The 14023-nt window shown below is 71.2% G+C and carries 13 protein-coding genes; 8 read left to right on the forward strand and 5 right to left on the reverse strand.

Features of this window, described 5'->3' with window-relative positions; all coding sequences use genetic code 11:
- Positions 1 to 122: 122 nt before the first annotated feature.
- The 5 genes from BLS56_RS32220 to dnaA all read right to left on the reverse strand — a co-directional run bounded on the left by BLS56_RS32220 (position 123) and on the right by dnaA (position 6717).
- Positions 123 to 590 carry a DciA family protein gene (locus tag BLS56_RS32220; protein WP_228771559.1) on the reverse strand — a complete coding sequence of 156 codons (468 nt, stop codon included), beginning with the start codon at positions 588 to 590 and terminating at the stop codon, positions 123 to 125.
- Between the two features lie 268 nt (positions 591 to 858).
- A complete protein-coding gene (recF, locus tag BLS56_RS11465; RefSeq protein WP_091449959.1) occupies positions 859 to 2019 on the reverse strand; it encodes a DNA replication/repair protein RecF in 1161 nt (386 codons plus the stop codon).
- A complete protein-coding gene (gnd, locus tag BLS56_RS11470; RefSeq protein WP_091449960.1) occupies positions 2019 to 2930 on the reverse strand; it encodes a phosphogluconate dehydrogenase (NAD(+)-dependent, decarboxylating) in 912 nt (303 codons plus the stop codon). Before gnd ends, recF begins: the two co-directional genes overlap by 1 nt.
- A 31-nt stretch (positions 2931 to 2961) precedes the next feature.
- Positions 2962 to 4095, reverse strand: coding sequence for a DNA polymerase III subunit beta (gene dnaN, locus BLS56_RS11475; protein ID WP_091449961.1), 1134 nt, complete (start codon positions 4093 to 4095; stop codon positions 2962 to 2964).
- Between the two features lie 975 nt (positions 4096 to 5070).
- Positions 5071 to 6717, reverse strand: coding sequence for a chromosomal replication initiator protein DnaA (gene dnaA, locus BLS56_RS11480; protein WP_091449962.1), 1647 nt, complete (start codon positions 6715 to 6717; stop codon positions 5071 to 5073).
- Positions 6718 to 7156: 439 nt separating this feature from the next.
- Here dnaA and rpmH point away from each other — a divergent pair, with 439 nt between their 5' ends.
- The 8 genes from rpmH (at position 7157) to BLS56_RS11520 (ending at position 13958) form a co-directional block, all read left to right on the forward strand.
- Positions 7157 to 7294, forward strand: a complete 138-nt coding sequence (gene rpmH, locus BLS56_RS11485) for a 50S ribosomal protein L34 (protein ID WP_018684246.1) — start codon at positions 7157 to 7159, stop codon at positions 7292 to 7294.
- A 15-nt stretch (positions 7295 to 7309) separates the two neighbouring features.
- A complete protein-coding gene (gene rnpA / locus BLS56_RS11490) occupies positions 7310 to 7720 on the forward strand; it encodes a ribonuclease P protein component (protein ID WP_091449963.1) in 411 nt (136 codons plus the stop codon).
- A complete protein-coding gene (yidD, locus tag BLS56_RS11495; protein ID WP_091449964.1) occupies positions 7717 to 8046 on the forward strand; it encodes a membrane protein insertion efficiency factor YidD in 330 nt (109 codons plus the stop codon). The genes rnpA and yidD overlap by 4 nt, the downstream gene beginning before the upstream one ends.
- 3 nt (positions 8047 to 8049) lie before the next feature.
- Positions 8050 to 9072: a membrane protein insertase YidC gene (gene yidC / locus BLS56_RS11500; RefSeq protein WP_091449965.1), complete on the forward strand. Its 1023-nt coding sequence runs from the start codon at positions 8050 to 8052 to the stop codon at positions 9070 to 9072.
- Between the two features lie 83 nt (positions 9073 to 9155).
- Entirely contained in the window at positions 9156 to 9656 is a 501-nt protein-coding gene (locus BLS56_RS11505; protein ID WP_228771570.1) for a Jag family protein, read from the forward strand.
- 1633 nt (positions 9657 to 11289) lie between these two features.
- Positions 11290 to 11997, forward strand: coding sequence for a 16S rRNA (guanine(527)-N(7))-methyltransferase RsmG (rsmG, locus tag BLS56_RS11510; protein WP_091449967.1), 708 nt, complete (start codon positions 11290 to 11292; stop codon positions 11995 to 11997).
- 78 nt (positions 11998 to 12075) lie between these two features.
- Positions 12076 to 12972, forward strand: a complete 897-nt coding sequence (locus tag BLS56_RS11515; RefSeq protein ID WP_324187513.1) for a ParA family protein — start codon at positions 12076 to 12078, stop codon at positions 12970 to 12972.
- Positions 12969 to 13958, forward strand: a complete 990-nt coding sequence (locus tag BLS56_RS11520) for a ParB/RepB/Spo0J family partition protein (protein ID WP_091449969.1) — start codon at positions 12969 to 12971, stop codon at positions 13956 to 13958. Before BLS56_RS11515 ends, BLS56_RS11520 begins: the two co-directional genes overlap by 4 nt.
- Positions 13959 to 14023: the final 65 nt, after the last annotated feature.

Raw genomic sequence — 14023 nt, forward strand, 5'->3', positions numbered from 1 at the left:
CCACATAGTACTGGTGCGGTTCGCCAGAACCGGGTCAAGGACACCCCTGGTTCGCTCACAGAGCGTCGGTTGCGAAGGGGCGCGGGTCCGGACTCCGGCGCGGGGATCTCAAGCCGGGAGGGTCAGCCGTAGGTGTCTCGTGGTCCTCGGCCTGGGACGTGCCGGGGGCCGTAGCGCCAACTGGGCGTCGAGGGACCCTGGATTTTCAGTTTCCGGACCACGTCCGGGCCGACGCCCCTGGCGATCTTGACCAGGAGTTCGCGCTGGAGCAGGCGCAACTGGGTCGCCCACGCGGTGGACTCGGCCGCGACGGTGAGCTCGCCGTCCTTGAGCGCGACCGGCTTGGCGTGCTGGGCCAGTTCGGCGCCGACCAGCGCGGCCCAGCGGGCGAAGACCTGGCCGCCCGCGAGCTGGTCCTGCCAGCCCCGGTCGACCGCGATGCGGGAGGCGAGCCTGCCCAGCGGCTGCGGGTCGCGGTCGTCGGCCCCGGCGCCCGACCACCGGCGCCGCCGCCGGACTCCGGTGTCGGTTCCACGTGGAACCGAGCGGCCCTTCCGCTTGCTCTTGGCAGCCTGCCTCGCGGCCGCCAAAGCGGCTCTGGCAAGATCTGAGCCCCGGGGGGCCTGCCGCGCGGAGTCGTCACTCTCGGTCGCGGCGGCGAAGGGATCTTCGAGTTTTCCACCCTGGGGTGTGGACTGATTACCGGTTATCCCCGGTTCGAGGGGCGCTGACGGCCGCCCAGTGACCGTGTTATCCACACTATCCACAGGGTTATCCCCAGTTGTGGAGCGAGCGACCCCGCTGCCTGTCACGCTCTGTTGTTGGCTGTCGGGTGCCAACGCACCCCCGAACAGGTCATCATCCGACACGTCGCACCTCCCCATCCGACACCGAGTAGCGGACCCCGGTCAGCTCCCCGGGCACGTCCTCGGCGACCGCCGCGGTCACCAGGACCTGCTCCGCGCCGAGCGCGACCTCGGCGAGCCGTTCGCGCCTGCGCCGGTCCAACTCGGCGAACACGTCGTCGAGGATCAGCACCGGCTCGCTGCCCTCGTCCTTGAGCAGGTCGTACGAGGCCAGCCGCAGCGCCAGGGCGAACGACCACGACTCGCCGTGGCTCGCGTACCCCTTCGCGGGGGCCTCGCCGAGCACCAGGTCAAGCTCGTCGCGCTGCGGTCCGACGAGGCTGACCCCTCGGTCGAGTTCGGCGGTGCGCCGCAGAGCCATCTGCGCGAGCAGCGCGTCGGCGACGACCTCCTTGTCCGCGCGCTCGCCGCCGGGTTCGCCGTACCCGTCCGGCAGCGTGTCCTCGATCTTCGACCGGTACGCCACCCGCGCTGGCCGCGACTCCGGGGCCACCCCGGCGTAGGCGGCGGCGACCCGGGGCGCGAGGTCGGCCACCAGGTCCAGCCGCGCGGCGAGCAGTTCGGCGCCGTGCGCGGCGAGGTGCCCGTCCCACACGTCGAGGGTGGCCAGCGCGTCCGCGTCGGCGCGGCGCGCGCGCCGGTTCGCCGCCGAGCTTTTGAGCAGCGCGTTCCGCTGCCGCAGCACCCGGTCGTAGTCGGCGCGGACCCCGGCGTACCGGGGGGCGCGCAGCACCAGCAGGTCGTCGAGGAACCGGCGCCGCTCGCCGGGGTCGCCGCGCACGAGGGACAGGTCCTCCGGCGCGAACAGCACCGTGCGCAAGATTCCCAGCACGTCCCGTGTCCGTGGCACCGGGCCGCGGTTGACCCTGGCCCGGTTCGCCTTGCCCGGGGTGATCTCCAGTTCGACGGTCAGCTCGCGGTCGTCGTTGACCACGGCTGTCCGGATGATCGCGCGCGCGCACCCGTGCCGCACCAGCGGCTGGTCCGAAGCGACCCGGTGCGACCCGAGGGTCGCCACGTACCCGATCGCCTCGACCAGATTCGTCTTGCCCTGGCCGTTGGCGCCGACCAGCACCGACGGGCCAGGTTCCAGCTCCAGGTCGGCCTGCTCCCACGAGCGGAAATCGGCGACCTGTAAGTGCCGAACGCGCACTACTTGACTTCGCCGGACCCGGAGGTGGGGCCTGCCTTGTGCACCGCGTGCCCGCCGAACTGGTTGCGCAGCGCCGACACGGCCTTCATCGCGGGCGAATCGTCCTGCCGGGAGGCGAAGCGGGCGAACAGCGCCGCGGAGATCACCGGCGCGGGCACCGAGTGCCGGATCGCCTCCTCGACGGTCCACCTGCCCTCGCCGGAGTCCTCGACGTAGCCGCTCAGCTCGGCCAAGCCCGGGTCCTCGTCCAGCGCCTTGACCAGCAGGTCGAGCAGCCAGGACCGCACGACGGTGCCCCGGGTCCATGCCTTGAGCACGGCCGGGACGTCGGTGACCTCGGCGGCGGCGTCGAGCAGCTCGTAGCCCTCGGCGTAGGCCTGCATCAGGCCGTACTCGATGCCGTTGTGGACCATCTTCGCGTAGTGGCCCGCGCCGACCTTGCCCGCGTGCGCGAATCCCTCTTCGCGCGGGCCTTGCGGGCGCAGCGCGTCGAAGATCGGCATGGCGCGCTCGACCTGCTCGGCGTCGCCGCCGACCATGAGGCCGTAGCCGTTCTCCCGGCCCCACACGCCGCCGGACACGCCGCAGTCGAGGTAGCCGACGCCGGTCCTGGCGAGCAGCTCCGAGTTGGTCTTGTCGTCGGTGTAGCGGGAGTTGCCGCCGTCGATGACCAGGTCGCCCTCGGCGAGCAGCCCCGCGAGGTCGGCGACGGTGTTCAGCGTCGCGTCACCCGCGGGGACCATCACCCAGACAACCCGGGGCGCGTCGAGTTTGTCGACCAGGTCCGCGAGCGAGGCGCTGTCGCTGACCTCGGGGTTGCGGTCGTAGCCGACCACTTCGTGGCCCGCCGCGCGCAACCGCTCGCGCATGTTGAAGCCCATCTTGCCCAGGCCGACGAGTCCGAGCTGCACTGTTGGTTGTCCTCTCCGTCGGGTGTGTCGGTCAGCCGGGGAGGCGGACCGGCATGAGCAGGTAGAGGTAGCCGGGGGTGACCTCGCCGTCCTCGCCGACCGGTTTGATCAGCGCGGGGCGGTTGGGGGTGGTGAAGGACAGCTCGGCGCGGTCGCAGTGCAGCGCGGCCAACCCGTCCTGCAGGTAGCCCGGGTTGAACGCGATGGTCACCGGGTCGCCGGTGAACTCGACCGGCAGCTCCTCCTCCGCGCTCCCCTCGTCGTCGCCGCCAGCGGACAGCCGCAGGCCGCCGTCGGCGAACTCCAGCCGCACCTGGGTACCCCGCTCGGCGACCAGGGACACGCGCTTGATCGCCTCGACCAGCGGGCCGACGCCGATGACCGCGCTGGAGGTCTGCTCGGAGGGCAGCAGCTGGCGGTAGCGCGGGAACTCCGCGTCGAGCAACCGGCTCGTGGTGCGCCGCCCGGAGCCGGACAGGCCGAGCAGGCCGTCGCCGGGAGACAGCGCGAGCTCGACCGTGCGCCCGGAGCTGCCCAGCGCCTTCGCCGCCTCGGCGAGGGTGCGGGCCGGGACCAGGACCGCGGCGTCGTCCACGTCGCCGGAGGGCTTCCACTCGAACTCGCGCATGGCGAGCCGGAAGCGGTCGGTGGCGACGAGGGTCAGCTTGTCGCCCGCGATCTCGACCCGGACACCGGTCAGCATCGGCAGGGTGTCGTCCTTGCCCGCGGCGACCGCGACCTGGCTGACGGCCAGGCCGAAGACCTCGCCCGCGAGCTCACCGGCGTGCTGCGGCATCGCGGGCAGCGCCGGGTAGTCGTCCACCGGCATGGTCGGCAGGCTGAACTTCGCGTTGCCACAGGCGATCGCGACCCGGGCGCCGTCGACGGAGATCTCCACCGGCTGGGCGGGCAGCGACTTGGTGATGTCGGCGAGCAGCCTGCCCGAGACCAGGGTCCGGCCGCCGTCGGCGACCGTGGCCGGGACCCCGACCGTGGCCGACACCTCGTAGTCGAACCCGGAGACGGTCAGCCCGTCCGAGCCGTCTGCGGACCCGGCGTCGAGGAGAACCCCGCCGAGGACGGGGACGGGAGGCCGGGACGGGAGGCTGCGCGCGACCCAGGCGACGGCGTCGGCGAGGCCGTCGCGCTCGACGCGGATCTTCATGGGATTCCTTTCAGGCTCGACCGGCCCACCCGCACCGATCGTGCGAGGCGGTCCACCGAGCTGTCCACGCTGTAGGGCCCAACCGTAGAGCGTGGGCCCGCTCGCCGTCATCCCGGGCGGCGCTCGCCCACAGCGTCGAGCGAGCTGTCCCCAGATTCCGGAATCGCTTATTTCTTCTTTTTTTATTTCTCTCGAAGAGAGAAAAAGACAGTAGTGATAGTAGGTGCTGTGGATAGTGTGGATAACCCTTGTTTTCGCAGGTCAACCTGGTCTTAGTCCTGTGGAGATCCCCGGGACAACGCCTGTGGGGAAACTTGGCAACCGGTGGACAAGTTTCGCGGGGTCTTGCGGCGTCCACAGATCGGCCGAGTTGTCCACAGCTCGATCCCCAGATGTGGGCCGGTTCGCCCACAGGCGCGGCGACCGCCGCCCACAGGGTTGTGCACAGGCGAAGTCCCCCGTACTGGTGACGCAGACCACCGGGATTCCTGCCCCGGCAAGGTTTTTCCGGGTGTGGAGCGGCCGTCCACACCCGGAGAAAAGGTGCGATCGGCGGGCGCGGCAGGGGGTTCGGGCGGCCCGGCGGCGAGCGCGCGGGGGCCGGGGCGGGGAGCTCGACCGGGCACGCGCGGGCCGGAACTTTTCTGCGGCTGGGGAGCGCTGTCCACGGCGGCAATAAAAGGTGCGACACGGCCCGGGCGGCGGGGTGGGAACACGCGGGCGCGCGGGCCGTCGGAAGCAGTCTGTCAGTCCCTAGCGCCGCGCGCCGGCCCACTCACGCGCGGTGGCGGACATTCAGCCCGGCCGTGGCGTGGGGCCCGAGGGCGCGGCTCCAGGCGCGCGCGGGCGACCGGTCACCGGGAACCGGGGCGGGTGGGAGTTTTCTGCGGGTGGGGACGGCCGTCCACGGCCGCAATAAGAAGGTGCGCCGACCGTCGCCGGGCATGGGTGTGCCCCGGGGCCGATCGCGGTGGATCAGGCGCGGGCGCGCTGCTTGATGCGGGAGGTCAGCTCCTGCACCTGGTCGTAGATGCGCCTGCGCTCGGCCATCTCCTTGCGGATCTTCTTGTCCGCGTGCATGACCGTGGTGTGGTCGCGGCCGCCGAAGGTCTGGCCGATCTTCGGCAGCGACAGGTCGGTCAGCTCCCGGCAGAGGTACATCGAGATCTGCCGCGCCTGGGCAAGCGCTTTCGTCTTGCCGGGCCCGCACAGGTCATCGATGGAGACGCCGAAGAACTCCGCGGTGACGGCCATGATCGTCGCCGCGCTGATCTCCGGGGCGTGCGAGTCCGGGATGAGGTCGCGTAAAACGATCTCGGCGAGGCTCACGTCCACCGGCTGGCGGTTGAGCGAGGCGAACGCCGTGACGCGGATGAGCGCGCCCTCCAGCTCCCGGATGTTCGCCTCGACCCGCGCGGCGATGAACTCCAGCACCTCGGCGGGCGCGGCCAGCCGATCCTGCGCGGCCTTCTTGCGCAGGATCGCGATGCGCGTCTCCAGCTCCGGCGGCTGGATGTCGGTGATCAGGCCCCACTCGAACCGGGTCCGCAGCCGGTCCTCCAGGGTCTCCAGCCGCTTGGGCGGCCGGTCGGAGGACACCACGATCTGCTTGTTCGCGTTGTGCAGCGTGTTGAAGGTGTGGAAGAACTCCTCCTGGGTGCCTTCCTTGCCCTCCAGGAACTGGATGTCGTCGACCAGCAGCACGTCGATGTCGCGGTAGCGGCGCTGGAACGCCACCTTCCGGTCGTCGCGCAGCGAGTTGATGAAGTCGTTGGTGAACTCCTCGGTCGAGACGTACCGCACGCGCATCCCCGGGAACAGGCGCTGCGCGTAGTGGCCGACCGCGTGGAGCAGGTGCGTCTTGCCCAGACCGGACTCGCCCCAGATGAACAGCGGGTTGTATGCCCGCGCGGGCGCCTCGGCCACCGCGACCGACGCGGCGTGGGCGAACCGGTTGGACGCGCCGATGACGAAGGTGTCGAACGTGTACTTCTCGTTCAGCCGGGTCTTGGACGTCTGCGGCTGGGCGGGCGCGGTGAACGGCTGCCCGCTCGTCGGCGGCTGCCCGGTGAAGGTCGGCCAGATCTCGTGGACGGTGGCGAGCGCGTCGCCTTCCTCGTCCACCTCTTCGCCGTCGTCCTCGGTGTCGCCCCCGTACTGGCCGGGCGCCTCGGGCAGCACCGGCGGCTGACCTGCTGCGGCGTGACCCGCCGCCGGATGGGTTGGGTGGGCAGGGAGAGCTGGCAGAGCTGGAAGATCCATGGCGGCCTGGATCTCCATGGCCGGGATGGTCAAGGTGTCGCCGTCGGCCGCGACCGTGGGCGGAGCCACGATCGGCGGGGCCTTCGGCGCCGGGGTGGGCGCGGCGTCGACCTTGACCGCGAGGGACACGACGCGGCCGAGCCTGCGGGACAGCGCCGCGGTGATCGGCTCGCGCAGCGCGCGCTCGATGGCCTCTTTGGCGAAGTCGCTGGGCGCGGACAGCAGCGCGGTGCCGTCGAGCAGGCCGATGGGCCTGGTCATCCGCATCCACGCGCGCTGGGACGGGGACAGGGTCCCGGCTGAGAGCTCCCGAACGACCTGTTCCCAGACCACACCGAGATTCATCTGGTGCTCGGACATCGGCCGCGTTCCCCTCCCCTCGTTCTCGGTAAAGCTGTCCCGGCTCGCGGGTGCCTGTCCACAGGCATCCACAGGGTTGTCCACAACTGTGCACGAAGGTACGGCGAACCGCAGCGAAACCCGTCGGGGGGTTCAAGGTACTCAGTGGCTCGGCGACGTCGGCGCGGCAGGGCTCCCATTCCCCGGGGCGGCCAACCAAGAGCCGCACGGTAACAATGGTCGCGGGCAACTCACAAGACGCGCTGGTAGGCGGCCCCGCCGACCCCAGTTTTGAACCCGGCCGGGCAGGTGCGTACCCTCATAAGGTCTCCCGCTTGCGGAAGGCGTGTTCCGCGTGCCCATCAAGGTTGCCGATGGCTGCCGCGCGGCGCCGCCACGGCCGCTGTCCGGCAGGGAGCGCCAGACCTGCTCGACCATCAAGTACCGGGAGAACGAAGCCGTGAGCAAGCGCACCTTCCAGCCGAACAACCGCCGTCGGGCCAAGACCCACGGCTTCCGTCTGCGGATGCGCACCCGCGCGGGTCGCGCGATCATCGCCGCGCGCCGCCGTCGGGGCCGCGACAAGCTGTCGGCCTGACCCCAGCCAGCCGCCGTGCTCCCCGCGGCCGCCCGGCTGACCAGCAGCGCGGACTTCCGGATGGTGACCAGGAGCGGTCGCCGCGCCGGTCGTCCGAGGCTGGTGGTGCACGCCGTGACGGCGCGGACCGAGGCGGCGCCCCCCGAAGCCGACCCGTCGGCGGTGCGGACCCGTGCCACGCCGAGGGTCGGTTTCGTCGTGAGTAAGGCAGTGGGCAACGCGGTCGTCCGGCACCGCGTCGCCCGGCGGCTGCGGCACATCGCCGCCGCCCGGCTCGGAACTCTGCCGCCGGGCAGCACGTTGGTCGTGCGGGCGCTGCCGAGGGCAGCCACGGCGACAAGCGCCGAACTCGGCCAGGACTTCGACTCCGCGATGCGCAGGCTGCGCCTCATCGCGGAAGCGGATGACAGTGGCGGTGAAGCGTGACCAAGGCAACCGCGGTGAAAGACCGCGCGGCCGATGCGGCGCGCCCCGGGCCGGTCGCGCGCGTCCTGCTGGTCCCCGTGCGGGTCTACCGCCGGTGGATCTCGCCCGCGCTTCCGCCCGCCTGCCGGTTCTACCCCAGTTGTAGCGCGTACGCGGTCGAGGCACTCACGGTGCACGGCGCGCTGCGCGGCTCCTGGCTCGCACTGCGCCGCCTGCTCCGCTGCGGCCCCTGGCATCCTGGCGGGCTCGATCCCGTGCCGCCGAGGAGAACCGAGAACGCGTCCGGGACAACCAGCCCGGCTGACCCGACAGCTGCCGAGGAGTAGTCAGTGCTCGATTTCATCTACTACCCGGTGTCCTTCATCCTGTGGTGTTGGCACTGGGTCTTCGGCCACGTGTTCGGCGAGACCAGCGCGATCTCGTGGGCGCTTGGCATCGTGTTCCTGGTCTTCACGCTGCGCGCGATCATGTTCAAGCCCATGGTCAAGCAGGTGCGCTCCATGCGGAAGATGCAGGAGTTCGCGCCGGAGATCAAGAAGCTGCAGAAGAAGTACGCCAACGACAAGCAGAAGCTCGCCCAGGAGATGCAGAAGCTCCAGGCGCAGCACGGCGTCAGCCCGCTGGGCGGCTGCCTGCCGATGCTCCTGCAGATCCCGGTGTTCATCGGCCTGTTCCACGTGCTGCGCGAGTTCAAGCCGGGCAAGACCGAGAACTACTTCTTCGACGAGGGCGGCGTCGCCTCGTACAACGCGGCCAACCTCTTCGGCGCCCGCCTGGGCAACTGGATCACCCAGCCCGCGGCCGAGCTCGGCCAGTTCGACGTCTCCCGCGGCTCGATCATCGCCGTCGCGGTGCCGCTGATGATCGCCGCGAGCGCGCTGACGCACCTCACCGCCCGGCACTCGGTGGCCCGCCAGAACCCGGCGGCGGCCACCCCGCAGACCTCGATGATGAACAAGCTGACGCTGTACGTGTTCCCGCTCGGCGTGCTCGTCGGTGGCTTCTTCTTCCCCATCGGCCTGATCGTGTACTGGCTCAGCAACAACGGCTGGACCCTCTGGCAGCAGCACTTCGTGTACAAGCGCATCGACGCCGAGGAAGCCGCGCAGAAGGCCGCCGCCATCGAGAAGCGCACCGCCACCGCGCCCAAGCCAGGCCAGAAGCCGACGCAGCCCAAGAAGCGTCCCCAGGCCGCGAAGCCGACCGACGGCGACGCCGCCGCGGACACCACGGCAGAGCCCAAGCAGGACACTCCGCAGAAGCCCGCGGCCAACGGCACGGCGGGCACCGAGATTCCCGGTCTGATCTCAGACCGATCCCGCAGCAAGAAGTCAGGTCGCAAGAACCGCTGAGGCGTGGCTCGACCTGGAGAGGAGATACCGTGCCGGAGACGGTGCAGGCGTCCGAGAAGGCCACCGACGCGCAGAGCGAGGATGTGCGGGCCGAGGACGGTGAGCGTTCACCGAGCTCGACCGAGGAACTGCTGGTCCAGGAAGGCGACATCGCCGGGGACTACCTGGAGCGGCTGCTCGACATCCTCGACTACGACGGCGACATCGACCTCGACGTCGAAGCCAGCCGCGCGGTGGTCAGCATCGACGGCGGTGAGGACCTGGAGAAGCTCGTCGGCCCCCGCGGCACGGTGCTGGAAGCGCTGCAGGAGCTGACCCGCCTGGCGGTCCAACAGGAGACCGGCACCCGCAGCAGACTGATGCTCGACATCGCGGGCTGGCGCGCCGACCGCCGCGAAGAACTGCGGGACCTCGGCCGCGCCACCGCCCAGAAGGTCCTCTCCAGCGGCGAGCGCATCCGCCTCCAGCCCATGACCCCGTTCGAGCGCAAGGTCGTCCACGACGCCGTCGCCGCGGTCAAGGGCGTCCACAGCGAAAGCGAGGGCGAGGACCCCCGCAGGCGCGTGGTGGTCTTCCCCCAGTAACACCAGAACGACAAGAGGCGCGGTCCGTAGGAGGCGACGGACCGCGCCTCTTTTTTTGTGCGCCCGTTTCACGTGAAACACCGCCGCCGCCGCCCGGCGGGCCCGACAGCTCAAGAGGCGATCACTCGCGCCCAGATCCCCGACCAGCCAGATCCCGACAGCGAGAACTCAGCCCCTGCCCTCGGGCGCTTGGCCGCCGAGAACCACCCGGCCACCTAGATCCGAACTCGCTAGGCCCATGCCCGCAGGTCGGCACCCCCGCACCCGCCACCCCCACCGGCGGTCCATCACCGGCTTCCCAGCCGCTCGCGACCCGCCACCCGGCTACCTCGGTCGCTCCCTCCCGGCCACCAGCCACCGACCGCCCAGCCGCTTGGCTGCCTGGCCACTCGCCGCCCCGGCTGCCCGGCCTCTCGGCCGCCTAACCGCCTAGCCGCTCGGCCTCCCACCTTCCCGGCCACTCGGCCACTCGCTGCCCCGGCCGCCTAACCGCCCGGCCTCTCGGCTGCCCGGTGCTTGGCCGCCTGGTGCTTGGCCGCCTAACCGCCTAGCCGCTCGGCCTCCCACCCTCCCGGCCTCCCACCCTCCCGGCCACTCGGCCACTCGGTGGCTTGGCCGCCAGCCGCTTGGCTGCTTGGTCGCCAACCGCTAACCGCCAGCCGCCAGCCGCCAGCCGCTTGGTCGCCTAGCCGCCCGGCTTCTCGGCTTCTCGGCCGCTGGCTGCCTAGCCACCACCCGCCTTCTGGCAGCCTGGCTGTCGAACCGCCCGGCCTCCCGGGTGCCTGAGTGGTCTGGCTCCCGGCTAGCAACCGCCTCCTGGCAGCCTGCTGCCCCGACCGCCTGACCGCTTGGCCGCCTGACCACTAGGCCGCCCGGCCGCGCGGCCGTGTCATCTAGCCGCTCGGTCCCCTGGCCGCCTGGCCACGCGCCAACCCGGTCGCCCGCATTCCAGCCCCGGACGCCTGGCCACTCCAGCCGCCCGGCCGCCCGGCTGCTGGCCGCCCGCCTCCACCGGGCGACTCACACCCCGCGCTCCACGCCGCCGCCAATACCCAGCGGCCCATTGCTTGCCTGCCACCAGCTGCCTGCCCACCACGTGCTGGTGGAATGCCCGGTCTCCCGCCTCTCGCCGCCGAGCGTCCCGTGCCGCGATCCGGCGGCTGGCACTTGGACCCGCCGGCCTCCGCCGCTTGCCTCGGCAGCCGCCATCCGACTGGCCGACCCTCGCCCTCCCGGCAGCCCCCGCCCGTCTCCCCGCACCCGGCAACCACCACCGCACCCACCATCCTGCTTGCGCTCACTATCTGCCCCCCCGCACCCATCACCTGCCCGTACCCGCTGCCCAGTCCCAGGCCCGGTGCCCTCGCATCGGAACCCGCTACCCGGTCCCCGCCCGCCTGCCTGCACCCGACTTCCGCCACCCGCCTCAGGCCGTCCGGGGCAGGTGCCCGTCTCCCCCGATCGCTATTCGTCCCCTTTCCCGGGGTGGCGAGCCGTTGCTGTGCGTGGGGTGGGGTGTCGGGCGGGTGATGTCTGCGCGTGTCGGCGGTGGGGTGGGCGGGGGTGGGGTGGGGATCAGCGACAATCACTTCCGCACGGTTTCACGTGGAACATCGGATGGGGTTCGGGCGGTATGACCAACGTTGATCGGGCTGATCTGTCCTCGGCGGCGCGAGCCGTCTTCGGGGAGCGGGTGGGTCAGGCTGAGGAGTTCGTCCGGATGCTGGCCGAGCATGGGGTGGAGCGGGGGTTGATCGGGCCTCGGGAGGTCGACCGGCTGTGGGAGCGGCACGTGTTGAACTCCGCCGTCATCGGTGAGCGGGTGGGGGACGGGGTTCGGGTGGTCGACGTGGGGTCGGGGGCCGGGTTGCCGGGGATTCCGTTGGCCATCGCGCGGCCGGATCTTTCCGTGACGCTGGTGGAGCCGATGGCTCGACGGGTGGCGTGGCTGGACGAGGTCGTGGAGACTCTTGCTCTGTCGTCGGTCACGGTCCTGCGGGGGCGGGCCGAAGAACCGTCTGTTCGGTCGCGGGTGGCCGGTGCCGATGTGGTCACCGCCCGGGCGGTCGCTCCCCTGGCGAAGTTGTGTGGCTGGTGCCTGCCGCTGTTGCGGACGGGCGGTGTGCTGGTCGCGCTCAAGGGGGCCAGTGCCGCTGAGGAGATCGACCGGGATCGGCAGGCGATCGGCCGGTTGGGTGGGGGTGCGCCGCGGGTCGAAAGCTGCGGGGACGCCGTGCTTGAGGTTCCGACGACGGTTGTGGTCGTCGAACGTGTGAAGTCCGCTGGCGGGCGTGACCGGTCCGGGCGGACCAGGAAGGATCAGGATGCACACCGAGGCTGAGAACGGAGCGAGGATGTTCCACGTGAAACCGACGGCTTTCGTGGCCGACTGGACCGGGACGGGCAGGTGCGCGGACCGGTGAACCAGCCCTCCCCCGCCGCCGTCTCCGGTTGGACGCCGATCGCCGAGGAAGCCGCTCGGGCCACTCGCCTGAAGCACCCGGACCGGATGTTTCCCCGCCCCACGCACCGCCGCGTGATCACCGTCGCCAACCAGAAGGGCGGCGTCGGCAAGACCACCTCCACGGTGAACCTCGCCGCCGGGTTGGCCATGCACGGTCTGCGCGTACTGGTCATCGACCTCGACCCGCAGGGCAACGCCAGCACCGCCCTCGGGGTCGACCACCGCTCCGGGACGCCCTCGGTGTACGAGGTGCTGCTGGGCGAGGTGACCGTCGCCGACGCGGCTCAGGTCAGCGACCAGTCCGGCAACCTGTACTGCGTGCCCGCGACCATCGACCTCGCGGGCGCCGAGATCGAACTCGTGTCGATGGCGTCGCGGGAGGCGCGGCTCAAGGAGGCGCTGTCCGACCAGGCGCTCGACGAGCTGAACCCGGACTACGTCTTCATCGACTGCCCGCCCTCGCTCGGTCTGCTCACGGTCAACGCGATGGTCGCCGCGCAGGAGGTGCTGATCCCGATCCAGTGCGAGTACTACGCGCTGGAGGGGCTGAGCCAGCTGCTGCGCAATATCGAGTTGGTGCAGGGCCACCTGAACCGCTCGCTGGTCGTGTCCACGATTCTGCTGACCATGTACGACGGCCGCACCAAGCTGGCCGACCAGGTCACCAACGAGGTGCGCCACCACTTCGGCCAGACCGTGCTCACGACCGTCATCCCGCGCAGCGTCAAGGTGTCCGAGGCCCCCGGCTACGGGCAGACCGTGCTCGCGTACGACCCGGGTTCCCGCGGCGCCATGAGCTATCTGGACGCCGCCCGTGAAGTTGCCGAGCGAGGAGCGGAGGCGCCGCGATGAGTGCCACAGGACCGGCTGGACGCAAGGGCGGGTTGGGCCGGGGGCTCGCCGCCCTCATCCCCCAGGGACCGCCGACCGGCGCCCCGGCGGGCGGGCTGACGCTGCCCGCTCCCCCGGCGGCGCGCAACGGGGACACCAAGCCCGCCCCCGAACCCGAGCACGCGGGCACGGTCGCGGGCGCGGTGTACCGCGAGGTCCCGATCGCCTCGATCACGGCGAACCCGAAGCAGCCGCGGCAGGTGTTCGACGAGGACGCGCTGACCGAGCTGGAGCACTCGATCCGCGAGTTCGGGCTCATGCAGCCGATCGTGGTGCGCGAGCTGGGGTCGGAGACCTACGAGCTGGTCATGGGCGAGCGGCGGCTGCGGGCCTCGCAGCGCGCGGGCCTGGACCGCATCCCGGCCATCGTCCGGCAGACCGCGGACGACGCGATGCTGCGCGACGCGCTGCTGGAGAACATCCACCGCGTCCAGCTCAACCCGCTGGAAGAGGCGGCGGCGTACCAGCAACTGCTGGACGAGTTCTCGGTGACGCACGAAGAGCTGGCGGGCCGGATCGGGCGGAGCAGGCCGGTCATCACCAACACCATCCGGCTGCTTCGGCTGCCGCTGCCGGTGCAGCGCCGGGTCGCGGCCGGGGTGCTGTCCGCCGGGCACGCGCGGGCGCTGCTGGGGTTGGACGACCCGGGCGCGCAGGAGGAGCTGGCCACCCGGATCGTCGCCGAGGGGCTGTCGGTGCGGGCGACCGAGGAAGCGGTCACGCTCGCCAAGGGCGCTCCCCCGGCGAGGCCGAAGGCCGCGCCGCGCAAGCCGATGCAGGCGCCGGGGCTGCAAGGGGTGGCCGAGCGGCTGTCGGACAAGTTCGACACCCGGGTGAAGGTCGAACTCGGCAAGCGGAAAGGCCGGATCGTGGTCGAGTTCGGGTCGGTGGACGACCTGGAGCGCATTGTCGAGATGATGTCCGAAAATAGTACAAATCGGACATGAAATTCCCGCATGGAACCATACCGGCTAGTTACGTCACGGTGACGATGGCTCTGCGTCGACCCGAA

The organism is Actinokineospora iranica, assembly GCF_900101685.1.
GTDB classification, from domain to species: Bacteria; Actinomycetota; Actinomycetes; order Mycobacteriales; family Pseudonocardiaceae; genus Actinokineospora; species Actinokineospora iranica.

Coding starts and splice junctions, on each gene's coding strand:
- dnaN (WP_091449961.1), bottom strand. CDS start 4,095: ATGAAGATCCGCGTCGAGCGCGACGGCCTCGCCGACGCCGTCGCCTGG.
- dnaA (WP_091449962.1), bottom strand. CDS start 6,717: ATGTCCGAGCACCAGATGAATCTCGGTGTGGTCTGGGAACAGGTCGTT.
- rsmG (WP_091449967.1), top strand. CDS start 11,290: ATGACCAACGTTGATCGGGCTGATCTGTCCTCGGCGGCGCGAGCCGTC.
- BLS56_RS11520 (WP_091449969.1), top strand. CDS start 12,969: ATGAGTGCCACAGGACCGGCTGGACGCAAGGGCGGGTTGGGCCGGGGG.